Genomic DNA, 17,928 nt, shown 5'->3' with positions numbered 1-17,928 from the left:
TGACATGACTGATACCACGCCCATTCATCGCATCGCCGTCATCGGCACCGGCGTGATCGGCGCCAGCTGGATCGCGCTGTTTCTCGCCAAGGGACTGCAGGTCGTTGCGACGGACATTGCGCCGAACGCGGAGGCCCAGCTCAGGAAGTTCGTGGCGTCCGCCTGGCCGGCGCTCAAGAGATTGGGCCTTGCGACCGGAGCGTCGCAAACGAACCTGACGTTCACGCCCGTGCTCGCGCAAGCGCTCACGGATGTGGATCTCGTCCAGGAAAACGGGCCCGAGCGGCTCGAATTCAAGCAGGAACTCTATCGGCAACTCGATGAACTGCTGCCGCCCGACGTGATCATCGCGTCGAGCACGTCGACCCTCCCCATGAGCAGCATCCAGTTGGGCGCCGCGCTGCATCCCGAGCGCTGCGTCGTCGCCCATCCGTTCAATCCGCCGCACCTGATCCCGCTAGTCGAGATCGTCGGCGGGGCAAAGACCTCGGAAGAGACGATCCGGCGCGCTGCGGAGTTTTACACATCGATCGGGAAACAGACGGTGCGCCTGCACAAGGAACTGCAGGGCCACGTCGCCAACCGTCTGCAGTTCGCGTTGGCGCGCGAGGTCTATTACCTGGTGGCGGAGGATGTGCTGAGCGCCGCCGACGCCGACATCGCCCTCTCCTGGGGGCCGGGCCTGCGCTGGGGCGTGATGGGCAACATGATGCTCAATCACCTCGGCGGCGGTCAGGGCGGTATCGAGCACTTCTTCCATCAGTTCACCGGTCCGATGACGGCCGGGTGGAAGGATCTCGGCTCGCCCGAGCTGACGCCGGAAGTGCAGAAGAAGCTCATCGACGGCGTTCATTCCGAGGTCGGATCGCGGTCCATCGAGGAGCTGGAGGCAGAGCGCGACGAGATGCTGCTCGGCCTCATCGAACTGCGCACTAAAGGAAAGGCGCGTTAAAGGTACGAATGCGGCCACGCCACGCGTGGCCGCGGCTCGCGGGAACTGATCGCGGGCAGTTGACACTCCCTATCGAAATGGAATTTCGCAAATGAATGACTCGAACAATCTTCCAATCGAAAATGAAACGGATCGGCTTACCGGAATCATTCAATCGAAGCTCGCGAATCCGGCGCGGAGCCCGGATATCGACCTGCACGGCGCGCTCAATGACGTACTGAAAGACGTGGGGTTATCGACGGCGGACAGCGGTGGCAAGATCACTTTCCACGGCCGGGATCCGATCATTCCCGCTCTGTTCCGGTTCGGCGCGTTGTCCGCGATCGCCCTGGCCGCCAAGGCCGTCGGCGTCGCTGCGCTATGGCGACTGCGGAGCGGCGAGGAACAGGACATCGAAGTGGACGTTCGTAAAGCGTTGCGGCGCTTCGCGGGGTTCTTCGATCTGAAATGGGAAACGATCAATGGACGTCCTCCGGCCCTCAAAGTCGATACGAATCTCTTCCGCGAGACCCGCGATGGACGGCACGTCGTGCCCCTGAACATCTACCCAAAGCTGGCCGCCCGCGAACTCAGCCTGCTGCGGTGCGACGCCAGCCCGGAAGCCGTGCGCAACGCCATTCTGCAATGGCGCGCGGACGACCTGGAGAATGCGGCGGCGGACGCCGGGATCGTCATCGCGAAGGTGCGTACTTTCGAGGAATTCTGCAAGGAGCTTCAGTACACCGAGGTCCTCTCGAGAATGTCGCTGATCAACGTGGAAAAGATCGGCGAAAGCGAGCCGATCCCTTTCAGGAAAGAGGGCACCAGTCCGCTGGACGGCATTCGCGCACTTGGGATGGGTCACGTGATTGCCGGAGCGGCCATCGGGCGGGACCTCGCTTTGCACGGGGCCGATGTCCTCAACATCTGGCGGCCGTTCGACGACAGCGAGATCGAGGCGTTCGCGTGGGACACCCAGGTCGGGATGCGCTCGACGATCCTGGATTACTCGAAGGAGGATCGCGCGAAATTCGATCTCCTGCTGAAGGATGCCGACGTCTTCTTCGCGAACAAGCGTCCGGGCTATCTGGAACGCCATGGTCTCGAGGCCGAGGAGCTCTGCGGCACGAAGCCTGGGTTGATCCATGCCAGTGTCCTGCTTCACGGCGCCAAGGGCCCCTGGAAGTATCGTCCCGGATTCGATGAAATCGGCGCGGCCGTCTCGGGGCTGTTCGCCGTCGAAGGTACCCTCGCGCGTCCGAAGTCGCCGCCGATCATCCCCATTGTCGACAACGTGGTGGGCTGGCTGGGCACGGTCGGCGTACTCGCGGCGCTGCGCCGGCGTGCGATCGAGGGCGGCAGCTATCGAGTCACCGTTTCTCTGACCCGAACCGTGCTGTGGCTGTTCTCGCTCGGCATCTTCGACAGGGACTATGCGCGGGCGACCGCCGGATCTTCCGACGAGCACGCCTACGTCGCTCCCGATCTGTTCACGGCGGACACCCCGCTGGGCACCTATCAGGGCATGACCGACCAGGTGGTCTTGTCGAAGACTCCGGGGGCCTTCAGGACGGTGCTCGTGCCACGAGGCTCGAGCAAGCCCGAATGGCTCGTACGGTGAGAGCGTCCCGACCCGCACTTCGGGTTAGCTAGTGAGGTCAGATTTCCGTTGCCAAGCTGCGACATTTGCGGCAGAACCCCGGATCGTTGTATTTTTCGTTGTATCCGCCGGATCGAATTGCGTGGGCAACTTATCCCATAAGGCTTCGCTGGGTGTTTTCGGGCTAAGCTCTGGTGATGGAATTACGATTTCGCCGGCAAGACCAAAACGATGGCGCTGGGCGGATCGCCAGAGGTTTCGGAAAAAGAGGCCCGCGCTGCTCACGCGGCTGGCCGCGAACTGCTGCGGCAGGGGATTGATCCGACGCAAGGCACGCGAGAGGCGAAGGCTCAAGCCAGGTTCAACGCCGACTCGACCTTTGAAGCAGTGGCAAAAGTCTGGACCAGGGAGCAGAAACCGCACTGGTCGGTAGCCTATCTGGATAGATCGAGCGGCGGCTTGCGAAGAACGTCTATCCGTGGCTGGGCAATCGCCCGATTGCTCCTTTTACCCGTATGGCGCTCCTCTACGCTGCAAGCCGACGACCCTTCAATGCCGGCCGTGCAATCGCAGGCGGGAATACACACCAGCAGCCGTCATCGTGCCGAAAGAAGAAAATCGCATGCGAACCGCTCGGGGCCAAGGCTTCAACGCGCACATAACGTCTCCTCTCGCAGCCGGTACGGCCGAATTGAATTACGCGGAGCTGCGTCGTCGGAGTAGGCGCAAGCCATTTTTCTACCAGGAACCGCAGGGACTTCTCGGCGATGTTCATGTTCGCCTCCTTCCATTTCTGCCGCAGCTCACGACGATCAGCTGTCGGTAGCGGAACGCCGCGATCTGTCGATCGTGCTGCGTACACTGAGCTAACCACGCCAGCGTCCGCTTTATTCCCGAGCCTCGAACGTGGCGGCATGCCGCGATTTCGAGCGCGCCTGTGCAACTCGCCCGAGTTTTTCTACTGGTTGCGGGTTTTTTCGAGCTGCCGGAATCGGCTGAACGCCACAGCGGGCATGGGTTTCGTTCGCATCGCGCGAATCGGCTAGAATCCCGATGCTTTGAAGGCGTTTAACACAAGGTGGACGTCGAAAAGTTGCGTTGGCAATCGCGTGAGATGACAAGACAGGTCGGACCGGGACTCACTAAACCTGAACTGGTTGCCGAGCTTCGAGCTCGTTCCCGCAATGAGGTGTGAGTCAGCGGATTTCATCGGGGCCCGCAGCGGCAGTATCGGCTGCAACAAGGCCGGATATACAGCTGCAACCCACCCTGTCGATGTCGGAACACACGAAACACTGGCGCAAACGGGACGCGTTCATATACAACCAGTTGTCTGCTGAGTGACGCGCATAGCCTGGATAATTCGCACGTTATTGCGGCAACCGGCGTGGCGGGCTCAGGACGGGTAGGGGCAGAGACGAAGCGTGCATGCTGTGCCGGGAATCAGGTCGCCATTTGCTGCCGCTTGATTGGCTCGCCGTGGCCGTGCGGTCCCCACAGCTCACGATAACGTCTGATGGTTCTCGTGTTCGCAAGGCGCCGCCACATAGGGATAGTCCTAACCCCGTAATGCTTTACATCTGGTAAGTATTTTACTAGTCTAAACTGTACATATGGAAAACATAATAATCATCAACGGTATTCGATGAATCGAAAAAGACCAGGGTCGATTGTTGGCGAAAGTCCGATCTTCGAACCTTGGCCTGCTGTACGTGAGTTCGGCGTAGTGTTTCCGGGAATTTCGCGTACAAGGGGGGAAGGGGATGATGTGTCGGTATGGAGGTAAGCCAAATGAGTCCAATTACAGTGAATTCCGCGCCAGAGCGTGTGAGATTCGCGCAGCAATCGCTTCGTTCTGTGGTGGAGAAATGGCTTAGGCCAACGCCAGCCGCACCTGCCCGAGTGAGCGACTTCAGTCGAATGGCAATCGGCGGCACGCGCTTCGTGCGCGTCGAGGTGTCGCGACAGGAGCGACGGGTTTCCTTCTTTTTCTTCCGGCACATCGACGGTACGTGGAATGTTTTTCCGCCAGCGACACCGCGTCCGATGACGAAATTCTATTGAATGATACCTGCGCCGGCCAAACGCCTGGACGGCCGTCATTTGAGCGTGTCAGCGACGAAGGTGTCCGTCAATGCAGCCCCGTGCTCACTTGGGGAATGCTCTTGGTGCGCGGTAGTAATTTTCAGGAACGTAGACCATGTTTGCGGACCTGAGCGAAGATTTTATTGATTGGCCACGCGGGTGTTATCAACTTGTCGAGCGTGAGACGAAAAGCCGGCACGCGCTTGAAGAAGCGTTTGGCTGCGGCTTTGTCGCGCCGCTTTTGTAGCAGGATGTCGAGTTCGGCGCCATGCTCACGCCATCTTACGCGACCGGCCCAACAACCTGACAACGCCATTATGGATGCTCGATTTGAGCGGCCGCGCGATGAGTTCAATGGGCCGCGTGCGGCCATGAAGTGGCATGCGCTGCGGCCCGCATCTCGGCCCGCAGTGCTTCGCCTGACCATGCAGGGCGCACGTCGGCTCGCTCGGCTTCCCGCACGAGTTCGCATAGCCGTTCGTTTACCGGTGCCGTTCGCCCAAGGCGTTGGGCGAGGCGCACGACCTCGCCGTTTATCCAGACGATTTCCGTGGCGCGCCCTGCCGCCAGGTCGTCGGACATCGACGAGCGCGCGAGCGGATCGATCGTCAGCATCGTGCGGCCCAGTTGTTCGAACAACGCATCGGGTACGCTGAGAACACGCGGTATCCAGGTGGCCGGAATCGGTGTCACTCTGGCCGGTCGTATGCCGGCCCGTTTCAGAAGCGCGAGCGCTTCTTTCTGCGCCATAGCGAGGCAGATGCGATAGGCGCGTTGCGAGAGCTCCTCCTTCAAAGGCCGGTTCGCTAGCGCGTTGATGGCATTGTTGAGGTTGAGCAAAAGCTTCGCCCACTGCACCGGCAACATATCGACGTGCTGGATCAGCGGCAGACCCGCTTTCCTGAACGCGTCGACGAACGGCTGCATGGCCGGTGTATGCCTGATCTCCAACTCGCCCGCCGAGCCTTGATGAAATCCGCCAGGGCCGTGTTCGACGACATTGAATGGCACCATCCCTTCCAGCACCGTGTGCTGTGGCAGCGCGGCGCGCAGCACGTCCGCATTGCCAATCCCGTTCTGGAAGCTCACGACGATCGTGCCAGGGCGAAGCACGTTCGCCAGTTCTGCCGCAACCGCGGGTGTCGCAGTTGACTTGACAGTGACGAGCACGAGATCGGCAGCGGCGGCGCTGGCCGCCTCCGTCGATACATCGATCCGCTCCGGCGGCACGTGCCAGCGGCTATCGTCGTGCCGCGACAGGGTGATGCCATGATCGCGCAACTGATCGGCCACGCGCGCACGTCCAATGAAACTGACGTCGCTACCCCCGGCAAGAAGCCGTCCGCCGACATAGCAGCCAATGGAACCCGCGCCGTAGATACAGATCTTTGCCATACAGTTTCTCAAGTGACCTACCGAATTACATCGGCGATGCGTTGAATCGGTGAACGCGATCCATGGCGCTTTCTCCGCTCGCTTCGAACACCGATTCGCACACCGATTCGAACATCGCTTAGCGTACCGAACGAACGGACAGCGCTAGTCGGCATAGCCGGGGTTACGGCGGTTGAGTCGGCGGAGCAAGCCGGGCCACACCAACCCCCCCGGCGTGACGCCCCTCGTCGCCAGTGCGATCTGGTGTTTGATGCCGTCGAGGATCGGCTGCGCGATGGGAATCAACTTGCCGCCGCCTGCCTGCGCACGCACCTGAATCATGCAAGCCGCTTCAAAGAAGTACATGGCGACGAAGGCATCCGCCGGCGCAGCGCCGACCGTCAGCAGACCGTGGTTGCGCAGCATCAGGTAAGTGTTGCTGCCGAGGTCCTGAACGAGGCGAGGCTTCTCGGCTTCATTCAGTGCGATGCCCTCGTAGTCGTGATAGCCGAGCGACGCCAGCACACCGAGCGACTGCTGGGAGAGCGGCAGCAGCCCTGCCTCCTGCGCCGACACGGCAACGCCATTGACCGAGTGAGTGTGCATCACGCAAAGGGCGTCCTCGCGTGCCGTATGCACGGCGCTATGGATCGTGAAACCGGCCGGATTGACGTCATACGGTGATTCGGAAATCTTGCGGCCGTCGAGGCCGATCTTGACCAGCGACGACGCGGTGATCTCGTCGAACATCATGCCGTACGGGTTGATCAGGAAATGGTGCTCCGGGCCGGGCACGCGCGCCGAGATGTGGGTAAACACCAGGTCGTCCCACCCAAACAGTGCGGTAAGACGATACGCGGCCGCGAGATTGACTCGCGCTTCCCATTCGGCGGGCGATACGTCGTTCTTCAGACTGACATGAGATGAGGCCACGTCGACACTCCTTATTCGATGACTGATTCGATTATTCAAGTAGTGGAACAACCTGAGACAGCGCACGGTAAATCGCGCATGCGGTTCCCGTAAAGCAACGGGGCATCAAGGGCCAAAGTAATAGCGTTGTCGGATGCGAGTCCACATAATGCTCGCAAAGCCGCCTAAAATCTGTCGGATACCCGACAGGTCGACGCGCCAATGGAATCCAGCCTGCACCGCTACCGGTCACAACTCGAAACGACGCCGTGGTTCCGGGGTCTGCCCGTCGAGTTGCGGGACTATCTGATCAGCCATGCCAACCTGCTCACGCTGGAAAGGGGCCAACTCCTGTATCGGCGTGGCGATCGGTCTTGTGGCCTGTATGCCGTGCTGGGCGGCGCACTCGCTTTCGGCACAGTCGGCGTGAACGGGAAAGAGGCGTTGCTCGCGGTGCTCGGACCGACTGCATGGCTGGGGGAAATTTCGATGTTCGATGGGCTGCCACGGCCGAACGACGCCACTGCGGTCAGCCGGACGCTGTTGCTGCACGTGCCCGAGGCCGCGCTGCAAGACCTGCTCGATTCCACGCCTCGTTATTGGCGCGATTTTGCGTTGTTGATGGCGCAAAGACTTCGGGTTTCGTTCGAGAACGCCGAAGCGATGACTCTGTTGCCCGCGGCACAGCGCGTGGCGAACCGTTTGCTGATGATCGCTGGAGGTTATGGCGGTCTCAACGCCTCGCAGAGCAGGATCAGGGTCTCGCAAGACAGCCTGGCTTCAATGGTGTCGCTGTCGAGACAGACCACGAATCAGTTGCTCAGGAACCTCGAAAGTCAACGCATATTGAGCCTGAAATCCGGGGAAATCGCCATTCTCGATTTCAACCGATTGCGCGCGGCCAGTCTCGGCGATCCAAATCCGTGACTTCATTACCAGGGTGCCACGGATCTGCGGCGAGCGATATCCGCGCGCCTGAAGGCATCAACTATTTCCATGTTGAACTGAACGTGCGGGTCGTAGAAGTGGGTCCCCGCGACGGTATATATGTGCCGGTATTCCCGGCGTGCACGATTTCCTTTCGGGATCGGTGCGCCGCTTCGCGCGATTTCGATACGTCACCGTGCGAATCCTAAAGCACGCGGTCGTGCTCTTCATCGACTGGCAGTTCACCGGCGAGCAAGACGAGTATCTCGATCCCGCGCGCTACCAGTACCGCGAGTTCCTGCTGCTTGTGGACGCCCCTTCGCGGCCGGTGCGGAAGCGCGGCTCGCGGCCGACGACGCGATTTTCACCTGCGATGTCGGAACGCCGATCGCGTGGACGGCGCGCTATCTGAAGCTGAACGGCCGGCGCAGGCTGATCGGTTCGTTCAACCACGGCTCGATGGCGAACACGATGCTGCACGCGATCGGCGCCCGGGTCGCGCGCGCCGCTGAACCGTATTGCTTCATTGCCTGCCATCGGGGGGAGACGGCGATGGGTTAAGGGCGGCGGTGGACGAATCGATCGCCGCTTTTACGATTGCGCGGAACCGAAGGATATGCGTGCGCGAAGCGTCCTCATGTCCCTGTTTGGCTGTCTCGCACTGGCAGGAGTAGACTCGCCGGGTTGCTCCGTGATACCACGCCGATCGTCGCCTTGCGCCGACGCATGCGCGTGAACAGGAGGAGTCGAAAATACAGTTCGAGTGGCGTCGGGGAACTTGAAAATGCGTCTGTCAAAGGTTGATCTGAATCTCTTCGTGGTTTTCGAAGCCGTCTACAGAACACGAAACCTGACGCGCGCAGCGGAGATGCTGTTCATCACTCAGCCTGCTGTCAGCAATGCGTTGGCGCGGATGCGCAAAGCATTCGACGATCAGCTTTTTGTGAGTACGTCGGCCGGCATGATGCCGACTCCCGTTTCGGAAAACATCATCGGCCAGGTTCGTGAGGCGCTGCAGCTGCTTGACTCGAGTACTCACGTCGGAGGACGCTTCGACCCCGCCTTGTCTGAGCGTACGTTCCGGCTCAGCATGACCGACCTCACGGAGGCGCTCCTTCTGCCCGCACTAGAGGAGGTGCTGCAGCGACTGGCGCCCGGCATCCGCATCGAGAGCTACTTCACGACGCGTAGAGAGGTTCCGGAAGCGTTAGCCAGTGGCGCGGTCAATCTTGCGATCGACGCGCCGCTGATTGACGACCCATACCTCGAGCAGGAGCCGCTGGGCCGCGACCGGTATGCATGCATGCTGCGTCACGACCATGCGTTTACAAAGAAGAAACTGACGATCGATGACTACCTCAGGTTCGGTCATATCCACGTATCCAGTCGCCCCCAAGGGTCTGGTCTCGTCGACACGGAACTGAACAAGTTGGGCCTCAGGCGATCAATTCGGACACGGGTTCAACACTATCTGGTCGCCCCGTTGATCGCGATGCGAACCGATCTCGTCCTCACGGCCCCCCTCGTGCTCCTTCAGCGCTATGACGCGCGAATCCTGGAACTGCCGTTCGATCTTCCGGATCTCGAGTCTCATTGTTACTGGCATCGAAGCGTGACCGGGGACCCGGCTCATCGTTGGCTGCGTGAGCAGGTTGGCCGTCTTATGCGGGAAATGACCCGGTAGCTCGGGTCTAAGGGGCATCCGGGACATACGCACCCAGTGTCACGAAAATTTATAGCCGGCTATCACGACAATTAATTTCCTGAATGATGCGGCGCTGGGTATTCTGCTAGCCATGTTGAAGCGAGGACGGCATGGCAGAACTCTATCCTGTACGTCATGGTGAGGCGTCTTTCGGCGCTGAAAACTATGACGAGCTATCACCTTCCGGTCGTACCCAGTCACGTTGGCTCGGCGAGTACTTCGCGCAGGCGGAATTGCGGTTCGATCGCGTTGCCATCGGCACGATGCAGCGGTATCGGCAAACTGCCGGCTGACCTCGGACGGGATTCCCCCTAAATGAACCACACCAGCCTCCAATTCGACATCGAAGATCTCACACGTTATCTGACGGCGCACGTGCCCGGGTTTCATGGGCCGTTGTCCGTCGAGAAATTTCCCGGCGGACAATCCAATCCGACGTTTTTTTTGAAGGCGCAAAGCGGTCGCTACGTGCTGCGGCGTCAACCTCCCGGCACACTGCTCAAGGCTGCTCATGCGGTTGATCGTGAGTTTCGCGTGATATCGGCGCTCGGCCGAACGGCGGTCCCTGTCGCCCGCGCGTATCACCTTTGCGAGGACCGTGACGTCATCGGTAGCCTGTTTTACGTCATGAGCTACGAAGACGGGCGAATCTTCTGGAATCCGGCGCTGCCCGAAGTGCCTGTCGAAGAGCGTGGCTCCATCTACGACGCACTGCTTGGCACCATGGCCGCTCTTCACGACGTGGATATCGACGAAGCCGGATTGTCCGACTACGGCCGCCCGGGCAACTATTTCGCGCGTCAAATCGACGTCTGGACCAAGCAATATCGCGCCGCGCAGACCGATAAACTGCAGACGATGGAGTCGCTGATCGAGTGGCTGCCTGCTCACTGCCCGGAGGAAGCAGGCAAGCCTTCGCTCGTGCACGGCGATTTCCGCATCGACAACCTCATTTTCATGCCCGGTGCGCCGCAAGTTCGCGCAGTTCTCGATTGGGAGCTATCCACGCTCGGCAATCCTCTGGCTGACATCGCGTACTTCTGCATGTGTTTGCGATTGCCGCCGGGCAGCCATATCGCCGGACTCGAGGGCCTGAATCGAGGGGCGTTGGGGGTGCCGGACGAGTTGTCGATTGTCGAGCGGTATTGCGAGCTTCGGGGAATGTCGTCGATTGAGAACTGGAACTTCTACATGGCGTTCAGCTTCTTCCGGCTCGCCGCTATCGCACAGGGCGTGAAGAAGCGGGCCTTGAGCGGTAACGCATCGAATGAAAAAGCGCGCCAGGTGGGCGAGATGGCTGGGGCGCTTGCGAAGATGGGCATTGACCTGATCTGAAGACAGGCAGGAAACACGGAACGTAGACATGGAGAGGCTGATTGTGACTACTAATTTGTTTGATCTGAAAGGAAAAATTGCTCTGGTGACGGGCGCCAGCCGGGGTATCGGTGAGGAGATCGCCAAACTACTCGCCGGGCAGGGTGCCCACGTGATCGTGTCGAGCCGCAAGCTGGAAGATTGCGAATCCGTGGCACGGGAGATCAAGGAAGCCGGCGGGAGCGCTGAAGCGCAACCGTGCCATGTCGGGCGCGTCGAGGACATTCTCGCGATCTTCCAGCATATTCGCGCACGGCATGGCCGTCTGGACATCCTCGTCAACAATGCGGCGACCAATCCGTATTTTGGCCACATCCTCGACACCGATCTGGCGTCCTTCGAAAAGACGGTGGAAGTCAACCTGCGCGGTTACTTCTTTATGTCCGTGGAGGCGGGCAAGTTGATGCGGGAGCACGGCGGCGGTGCGATCGTCAACACGGCTTCGGTCAATGCATTGCAGCCTGGCGACAGGCAGGGAATCTACTCGATCACCAAAGCCGCCGTTGTCAATATGACGCGGGCATTCGCGAAGGAGTGCGGGCCGTTGGGGATTCGAGTGAATGCGCTGCTCCCCGGACTGACCAAAACCCGATTTGCGGGGGCACTGTTCGAAGATCAGGCTACCTACGAAAACTGGATGTCGCGCATCCCGCTGCGGCGCCACGCGGAACCTCGCGAGATGGCGGGTACCGTGCTTTACCTGGTGTCCGACGCTGCGAGCTACACCAATGGAGAGTGTGTTGTCGTCGATGGTGGACTGACGATCTAGTCAAGTGATCGAAACGCGCGATTGGCCGCACTGTTGGCCGATGCCTTGACGACGCTAATCAGATTATGGAGGAGTAGAAATGGACTTTGCATACAGCCCGAAAGTCGAAGCGCTGCGCACCCAGGTGCGTACGTTCATGGACACCCACATCGTTGCGCGCATCCGGCAATGGCACGAGGAAGTGAGTGCGGGTCGATATCCGGTTTCCTTTATGGATACCTTGAAGGAGCAGGCGCGAGAAGAGGGTCTCTGGAACCTGTTCCTTGCGCATTTGCGCGACGACGAGCCCGGCACCCGCCTGACCAATCTCGAGTACGCGCCCCTGGCTGAAATCATGGGGCGGGTGCCGTGGGCATCGGAGGTGTTCAACTGCAATGCGCCGGACACGGGCAATATGGAACTGCTCCATATGTTTGCCACGCCCGCTCAGCGCGAGCAGTGGCTCAAGCCCCTTCTCGACGGCAAGATCCGCTCGGCGTTTGCGATGACGGAGCCGGCTGTGGCCTCCTCGGACGCGACCAATATCACGACGTCGATTCGCCGTGACGGGGATGACTATGTCATCGACGGCCGGAAGTGGTTCATCACGAATGCAGCACACCCGAATTGCAAAGTCTTCATCGTGATGGGCAAAACAGATCCGGACGCACCGGGCCACCGTCAGCAGAGCATGATTCTCGTGCCCCGGGATACACCGGGCGTCAAGGTGATCCGCAATATCACAGTGGTCAATCACGTGGCACCGGAAGGACACTGCGAGATCGAGTTCAAAGGCGTGCGCGTACCCCGGTCGAATCTCCTCGGTGAAGAGGGCGGCGGCTTTGCGCTCGCGCAGGCGCGCCTTGGACCGGGACGGATCCACCACTGCATGCGTTCAATCGGCGCAGCGGAACTGGCGCTCGAGTTGATGGTGGAACGCGCCCAGGCACGCACGGCATTCGGAAAGATGCTGCATGAGCATGGGGCCGTCTCCGAATGGATCGCGAAGTCCAGAATCGAAATCGATCAAGCGAGGCTGTTCGTTCTCAAAGCCGCGTGGATGATCGACAACGTGGGTGCGAAGGAGGCGCGCAAGGAGATCTCGATGATCAAGGCGCTCGTGCCAAGTGTTCACACCGCTGTTTGCGAGCGGGCGATGCAGGTGTTTGGCGCGATGGGGTTGAGCCCCGACACGCCATTGGCCGATAGCTGGACGTGGGGCCGTGCGTTGCGGTTCGCAGACGGCCCGGACGAGGTTCACCTGCAAAGCATTGCACGCATGGAAATCAAGGCGCAGCCCTATGAGCCGGGCAAGGATAATCCCTACCTGATGGCGTCGGTGTAACGCATCGCGCCAGTCTCAAGGCTTTGCATGGGACCAGAGTAACCTCGCGGGGGGCGCCTTGAGTTTCCGGCGCATTGGCCAGACGACTAGCACTCGCCGTCAGATCCCCCCAGCAGGGACCGCGTTTCCTCCGACGGCTCTGCGGTGAGTACGCTTTCAAAGGTGTCCATCAAGCTGGACACGGCGTATTGCGGGGACCAGAGCCCTCCCGAACCGCCATTGTCCCGACTGGCTTCCCACGCTGCCAGTGCGGCATTGCCGTAGATGCCGATGAGCGACAGTCGGTGATCGACTATTGCCGGCGGAATTTGGGAAAGCAGGTTCCGAAGCAGGGCGTTGCAACGCTGATAACCCAGATTCCACTTGTTTTCCAGCGCCTCCCGCAAGAACGCGCGGTTGTTCAACTGCAAGTTGGCGATCATGCGGATATACGTCGCCTGACCCGTACGATCCGCCAGATCAAGCATCGGAAAGAGCAGCGCGCCCAATACCGCTCGCACGTTTACCCCTTCCTCTGCCTCCAGTCCGTCGAGCCGCGCTTGACGGTCCTCGTCTATGAGGCGCGCACCGTCGACGACCAGCTCACGTGCCAGTTCCAGTTTGTTCCCGAAGTAGTAGCGCAGCGAGGCGCTGTTGCGCTGCCCTGCGGCGGAGATGATGTCCTGCACGGAAACCCCGTCCAGTCCGCGCAGCGCGAACAGGCGTTGGGCTTCTTCTTTTAAGCGAATTCGTGTCTCTGCCCCATCCGAGCGAAGGGTTTTCCCTGACGTTGCCATTACTTTACCGTGTCGAGTTAATTAACTACACTGGAGTAACTAACCCAGTTGGAGAAACTTAGCATGAAAGTCGTAATAGTTGGAGGAGGCATTGGCGGGCTCACGACCGCTCTGGCGCTACTGCACCAAGGTATCGAGCCGATTGTACTGGAGCGCGCCCCGCAATTGACGGAGGTCGGAGCGGGCGTCCAGATCGCTGCGAACGGCACGATCGTGCTACGGGAATTGGGGCTTGAACCCGCGCTAGCAAAGATCGCGACGGTGCCCGAGCGCTTTGACTACCTCGAGTTGTCGACTGGGCGTCTTCTGTACGTGGCACCGCTTGGCAAGGAAGCCGAGGCACGTTACGGGGCGCTGCTCTACAACGTCCACCGCGCCGACCTGATCGACTTGCTCGCGAAGGCCGTGCCGCCCAATGTGATCCGGCTTGGGGTGGAATGCGCGTCGGTTTCCCAGGACGACGAGGGCGCCTGCGTTACGCTGCAAAATGGCGAAGTGATTCGTGGCGACGCGGTGATCGGCGCGGATGGCATTCACTCTGCCGTTCGAACGGCGCTTCGGGGACCTGAAGAGAAGCAGTTCGCCAACATCCTGATGTGGCGTTCGCTCATCCCTGCCGAACGGCTCGCGGGGCTGAAGCTGCCGGTGGCGGGGAACAACTGGTTCGGCGTGGGCAGGAATATCGTCTCGTACTGGGTTCGCAAGGATCTCTACAGCATTCTCGCGTCGGTGCCGGCGACCGAAGTGAGCCGCGAGTCGTGGACGCAGTCGGGGGACGTCGCACAACTGCGACGCTCGTTCGCAGGTTCCGAGCCGACCGTCCAGAAAATGCTGGAAGCCGTGGACTCGACGTTCATTACGGGGATGTACCACCGGGATCCGATCGAACACTGGAGTACCGGACGGATCGCCCTGCTCGGCGACGCCGCGCATGCGATGGTGCCTTACCTGGCGCAAGGCGCCTGCCAGGCGATCGAAGACGCATGGGTCCTCGCCACCTGTCTCAAGAGCCATGGCCGGGCCGGCGTTCAGGACGCGCTGCTGGAATACGAACGGCGTCGCCAGCCGCGTACTACGCGGATTCAGGCGGGCGCGCGATTTGTCGTCGATTGGGCACACGAGCCCGACGAGGCCCGTGTCCACCAGCGTAACGGACGACTGAAGGGACTCTCGCGTATCGATCCGCTGGCAGAGGCTTCGTGGTCGTTCGCCTGGGGACACAACATCCTCGAGGCCGCCAGGCTGCCGCCGGGCGAGGTCGTGGGCTTGAGCGCGGCACGCGAAGGAAAGCGGATGGCGCGCCCCGAGAGCCAGCGTGCTTTCGATCTCTGGAAGGGCGTGTTCAAGCCGGATGACATTGCTCGTGGCGACCGGGGGCAGCGTGCAGCCTACGAACGGTTCCTTCGGGAGCAGTTCCCGGCGCCGGCAAGCACCGAGGTGACGGATGTCGATCTTCACGGGGTGAATGCGCTGCGCGTGGTTGCGGCGGGAGCGGGGAAAAAGGCGACCATATTGCACTTTCACGGCGGCGGCTACGTGCTGGGAACAGCTAAGAGCTCGGTTGAATACGCAAGCCGTCTCTCGCGCGCCCTGAACGGTCCGTCCTACACGGTCGACTATCGCCTCGCGCCCGAGCATCCGTATCCGGCGGCATTCGATGACGCGTTCAGCGCCTATCGCGGCTTGCTTGCTTCGGGTGTCGATCCGTCGACGGTGTTCCTGAGCGGCGAATCGTCCGGTGGCGGCCTCGCCCTGGCGCTGGCTGCTGCGTTGCGTCGCGCGGGGCTGCCGTTGCCAGCCGGTGTCATTGCAATCTGCCCGCTCACCGACCTCACGCTTGGCGGCCCCACCGTCATGGCGAATTCGGGAGACGACCCGGCCGCGAATCGCGAGACGCTTTCCAACCTTGTCGCGTCCTACTTTCAGGGGCACGAGCCGACCGATCCGATGGTCTCGCCGCTGTTCGCGGATCTGGCAGACCTTCCGCCGGTCTTCCTTTCGGCCGTCGAGGGAGAGGTGCTGGAAAGCGACACGACTCGCTTTGCGGAGCGGGCACGGGCGGCCGGCGCGAACGTGACGTTGAAGATGGTGGCCGATTCGGTTCACGTCTTCACGCTCTTCCCGTTTCTGCCGGAAACCGCCGGGACGCTTGAAGAAGTCGGCCAGTGGAGCCGCCAGCTTCTTCAGAAGTAGAGAGACGCATCCGCCTCGCGCATGGCGCGATGTTCGGATGCGACAACCTGCTCATGCATCGCCGACGTGGGCAGATCCTGCTTGCGTCACGGGCGATTTGCCCGTGACGCAGCAACCGGTTTCAATGCGCTTCGCCATATCACTGCATTTCGTTTAATGCTCGGAGTCGACATGACGGCAACATCAACGCGTCGGCTGGTCGACGTGCAGCGGCAACTATCCGCGCCGCAGACCTCGCTGTACACGAATCTCGAAGTCTCCTCGAACCGCCATCCGGAAAAGGCCGCAATCCTTTACTACGGCAGTTCCGTAAGCTACCGGCAGTTGCGGCATCAAGCCGACGCGATGGCTGGATTCCTGCAGCAGCGCTGCGGCATCGCCCGCGGTGACCGCGTCGTCCTGTACATGCAGAACAGTGCGCAATTCGTCATCGCCTTTTATGCGGTGCTGCGCGCAGATGCGGTAGTCGTGCCCGTCAATCCGATGAACCGCACTTCGGAACTGCAACACATACTCGAAGATAGCGGGGCTAGAGTCGCCTTCGTCGGCGAAGAGCTCATGGAGCACATGCGGCCGTTGCTCGGTCGCCAGGTGAATTATGTGATCCCTGCACGTTATGCCGACTATCTGCGCGATCGCACCGATCTGTCGCTGCCCGACGTCCTGACATCGCCCGGTCCGCAGCTTCATGCAGAATCTGTCGACGGCCATGCCGCCCTCATCGGCTGGAATGACGCGCTTGCTCGTGTGTGCGTTCCGCGCGACCACGAATCCAGGCCCGAAGATCTGGCGGTCATTCCGTACACGTCCGGCACCACCGGGCGTCCCAAAGGGTGCATCCATACACATCGCAGCGTGATGCATTCAACGGTCTCGTGCGCTGAATGGCCGAACCTCGCGAATGAGAGCGTGATGCTGTGTTCCGTGCCGTTGTTTCACGTCACCGGCATGCAGAACTGCATGAACATGCCAATATTCATCGGCGCCACGACGGCGATCATGACCCGCTGGGATGCGAAATGTGCCGCGCACGTGATTGAACGCCACCGCGTAAGCACATGGGTCACTGTTCCCACGATGCTCATCGACCTGCTGAACCTGGCGGACGCCGGCATGTTCGATCTGAGTTCCATTGCGTACCTGAGCGGCGGCGGTGCCGCGATGCCGCAGGCTGTCGCGCAGCAGATAGAGAAGCGTTGGGGCATCCCGTACGTGGAAGGGTACGGCCTCACCGAGACGATGGCGGCGACGCACATCAATCCGCCGAAGCACAGCAAGCAACAGTGCATGGGGGTGCCGGTCTTCAACACGGATTCGCTGGTTGTCGATCCCGAGACGCTCGAACCTCTCGGTGAAGGAGAAACAGGCGAGATTCTCGTTAGCGGACCTCAAGTGTTCGACGGGTATTGGAAATCGCCGGAAGCCACGCGAGCGGCGTTCGTTGTGATCGATGGCAAGCGCTACTTGCGCACCGGAGACCTCGGCTACGTCGATCGGGACGGATATTTCTTTATTGTCGACCGGCTCAAACGCATGATCAACGCCTCCGGCTACAAAGTCTGGCCGGCCGAGGTCGAGGCAATGCTATTCGAGCATCCCGCGATACAGGAAGCGTGTGTCATTGCGACCCACGACCCGCGCCGAGGCGAGTCGGTAAAGGCGGTCATCGTGCTCCGGAACGGCGAGCACGCAACGGAAGAAGAAATCGTGTCGTGGGCCCGCGAACGCATGGCGTCCTATAAGGCCCCGCGCGTCATTCAGTTTGCCGCCAGCTTGCCCCGTACCGCGAGCGGAAAGATCCAGTGGCGACTGCTGCAGGAAGAGGAAACGCAGAGTCGAAGCGTTCAATCCGAAGGTCGCCGGCTGGATTGATCCGTTGCCCGCGCGATGTGTTTTTGCCACGCCTCCAGGGTTATCCCGCATGCCTCGTCAACGCGGCGGAATAAGGCGTGGTGCAG

15 protein-coding genes and 3 pseudogenes are annotated in these 17,928 nt (G+C 60.8%); 13 read left to right on the top strand and 5 right to left on the bottom strand.

The genetic code is table 11. From position 1 onward, the window contains the following. Positions 1-4: 4 nt before the first annotated feature. From SB772_RS07700 to SB772_RS07690, 3 genes and pseudogenes are all read left to right on the top strand, one after another. Positions 5-952, top strand: coding sequence for a 3-hydroxyacyl-CoA dehydrogenase NAD-binding domain-containing protein (locus tag SB772_RS07700; protein ID WP_410832680.1), 948 nt, complete (start codon positions 5-7; stop codon positions 950-952). Positions 953-1,043: 91 nt separating this feature from the next. Further along, positions 1,044-2,552 carry a CoA transferase gene (locus SB772_RS07695; protein WP_410832679.1) on the top strand — a complete coding sequence of 503 codons (1,509 nt, stop codon included), beginning with the start codon at positions 1,044-1,046 and terminating at the stop codon, positions 2,550-2,552. Positions 2,553-2,744: 192 nt separating this feature from the next. Then, positions 2,745-2,861 (top strand): annotated as a pseudogene (locus SB772_RS07690) (Arm DNA-binding domain-containing protein); the annotation flags it as partial. Between the two features lie 196 nt (positions 2,862-3,057). Here the strand turns inward: SB772_RS07690 and SB772_RS07685 are convergent. The 4 genes and pseudogenes from SB772_RS07685 to SB772_RS07670 all read right to left on the bottom strand — a co-directional run bounded on the left by SB772_RS07685 (position 3,058) and on the right by SB772_RS07670 (position 6,923). Next, positions 3,058-3,306: a hypothetical protein gene (locus tag SB772_RS07685; RefSeq protein WP_410832678.1), complete on the bottom strand. Its 249-nt coding sequence runs from the start codon at positions 3,304-3,306 to the stop codon at positions 3,058-3,060. 1,500 nt (positions 3,307-4,806) lie between these two features. Further along, a pseudogene (locus SB772_RS07680) lies at positions 4,807-4,896 on the bottom strand (IS6 family transposase); the annotation flags it as partial. Positions 4,897-4,967: 71 nt separating this feature from the next. Next, a complete protein-coding gene (locus SB772_RS07675; RefSeq protein ID WP_410832677.1) occupies positions 4,968-6,011 on the bottom strand; it encodes a 2-dehydropantoate 2-reductase in 1,044 nt (347 codons plus the stop codon). Positions 6,012-6,155: 144 nt separating this feature from the next. Next, on the bottom strand, positions 6,156-6,923 hold the full coding sequence (locus tag SB772_RS07670) for a class II aldolase/adducin family protein (protein ID WP_410832676.1): 768 nt from the start codon (positions 6,921-6,923) through the stop codon (positions 6,156-6,158). A gap of 201 nt (positions 6,924-7,124) precedes the next feature. Here SB772_RS07670 and SB772_RS07665 point away from each other — a divergent pair, with 201 nt between their 5' ends. The 8 genes and pseudogenes from SB772_RS07665 to SB772_RS07630 all read left to right on the top strand — a co-directional run bounded on the left by SB772_RS07665 (position 7,125) and on the right by SB772_RS07630 (position 13,001). After that, a complete protein-coding gene (locus SB772_RS07665; protein WP_410832675.1) occupies positions 7,125-7,829 on the top strand; it encodes a Crp/Fnr family transcriptional regulator in 705 nt (234 codons plus the stop codon). Positions 7,830-7,968: 139 nt separating this feature from the next. Further along, entirely contained in the window at positions 7,969-8,241 is a 273-nt protein-coding gene (locus SB772_RS07660; protein WP_410833010.1) for a hypothetical protein, read from the top strand. Then, positions 8,190-8,390 (top strand): thiamine pyrophosphate-dependent enzyme, encoded by a 201-nt coding sequence (locus SB772_RS07655; RefSeq protein ID WP_410832993.1) that lies wholly within the window; start codon positions 8,190-8,192, stop codon positions 8,388-8,390. Before SB772_RS07660 ends, SB772_RS07655 begins: the two co-directional genes overlap by 52 nt. 223 nt (positions 8,391-8,613) lie before the next feature. Further along, positions 8,614-9,513, top strand: coding sequence for a LysR family transcriptional regulator (locus SB772_RS07650; RefSeq protein WP_410832674.1), 900 nt, complete (start codon positions 8,614-8,616; stop codon positions 9,511-9,513). A gap of 131 nt (positions 9,514-9,644) precedes the next feature. Continuing rightward, positions 9,645-9,818, top strand: a pseudogene (locus tag SB772_RS07645) (histidine phosphatase family protein); the annotation flags it as partial. A 31-nt stretch (positions 9,819-9,849) separates the two neighbouring features. Continuing rightward, positions 9,850-10,869 carry a phosphotransferase gene (locus SB772_RS07640; protein ID WP_410832673.1) on the top strand — a complete coding sequence of 340 codons (1,020 nt, stop codon included), beginning with the start codon at positions 9,850-9,852 and terminating at the stop codon, positions 10,867-10,869. Positions 10,870-10,912: 43 nt separating this feature from the next. Further along, positions 10,913-11,677, top strand: a complete 765-nt coding sequence (locus SB772_RS07635) for an SDR family oxidoreductase (protein WP_410832992.1) — start codon at positions 10,913-10,915, stop codon at positions 11,675-11,677. A gap of 79 nt (positions 11,678-11,756) precedes the next feature. Next, complete coding sequence (locus SB772_RS07630; RefSeq protein ID WP_410832672.1) at positions 11,757-13,001, top strand: acyl-CoA dehydrogenase family protein; 1,245 nt, start codon at positions 11,757-11,759, stop codon at positions 12,999-13,001. A gap of 86 nt (positions 13,002-13,087) precedes the next feature. On the opposite strand, the gene SB772_RS07625 is transcribed toward SB772_RS07630, so the two are convergent. Next, a complete protein-coding gene (locus SB772_RS07625) occupies positions 13,088-13,777 on the bottom strand; it encodes a TetR/AcrR family transcriptional regulator (protein ID WP_410832671.1) in 690 nt (229 codons plus the stop codon). Between the two features lie 63 nt (positions 13,778-13,840). Here SB772_RS07625 and SB772_RS07620 point away from each other — a divergent pair, with 63 nt between their 5' ends. Continuing rightward, positions 13,841-15,970 (top strand): alpha/beta hydrolase fold domain-containing protein, encoded by a 2,130-nt coding sequence (locus SB772_RS07620; protein ID WP_410832670.1) that lies wholly within the window; start codon positions 13,841-13,843, stop codon positions 15,968-15,970. 171 nt (positions 15,971-16,141) lie between these two features. Further along, positions 16,142-17,842, top strand: a complete 1,701-nt coding sequence (locus tag SB772_RS07615; protein ID WP_410832669.1) for a long-chain-fatty-acid--CoA ligase — start codon at positions 16,142-16,144, stop codon at positions 17,840-17,842. The last annotated feature ends 86 nt before the right edge of the window (positions 17,843-17,928 follow it).

The sequence above is a fragment of the Paraburkholderia sp. SIMBA_030 genome, from assembly GCF_046535245.1.
In the GTDB taxonomy this organism is placed as follows: Bacteria; Pseudomonadota; Gammaproteobacteria; order Burkholderiales; family Burkholderiaceae; genus Paraburkholderia.
This window is presented reverse-complemented; position numbering and strand designations above follow the sequence as displayed.

Coding starts and splice junctions, on each gene's coding strand:
- SB772_RS07685 (WP_410832678.1), bottom strand. CDS start 3,306: ATGAACATCGCCGAGAAGTCCCTGCGGTTCCTGGTAGAAAAATGGCTT.
- SB772_RS07665 (WP_410832675.1), top strand. CDS start 7,125: ATGGAATCCAGCCTGCACCGCTACCGGTCACAACTCGAAACGACGCCG.
- SB772_RS07630 (WP_410832672.1), top strand. CDS start 11,757: ATGGACTTTGCATACAGCCCGAAAGTCGAAGCGCTGCGCACCCAGGTG.
- SB772_RS07650 (WP_410832674.1), top strand. CDS start 8,614: ATGCGTCTGTCAAAGGTTGATCTGAATCTCTTCGTGGTTTTCGAAGCC.
- SB772_RS07675 (WP_410832677.1), bottom strand. CDS start 6,011: ATGGCAAAGATCTGTATCTACGGCGCGGGTTCCATTGGCTGCTATGTC.
- SB772_RS07700 (WP_410832680.1), top strand. CDS start 5: ATGACTGATACCACGCCCATTCATCGCATCGCCGTCATCGGCACCGGC.
- SB772_RS07695 (WP_410832679.1), top strand. CDS start 1,044: ATGAATGACTCGAACAATCTTCCAATCGAAAATGAAACGGATCGGCTT.
- SB772_RS07640 (WP_410832673.1), top strand. CDS start 9,850: ATGAACCACACCAGCCTCCAATTCGACATCGAAGATCTCACACGTTAT.
- SB772_RS07620 (WP_410832670.1), top strand. CDS start 13,841: ATGAAAGTCGTAATAGTTGGAGGAGGCATTGGCGGGCTCACGACCGCT.
- SB772_RS07625 (WP_410832671.1), bottom strand. CDS start 13,777: ATGGCAACGTCAGGGAAAACCCTTCGCTCGGATGGGGCAGAGACACGA.
- SB772_RS07615 (WP_410832669.1), top strand. CDS start 16,142: ATGACGGCAACATCAACGCGTCGGCTGGTCGACGTGCAGCGGCAACTA.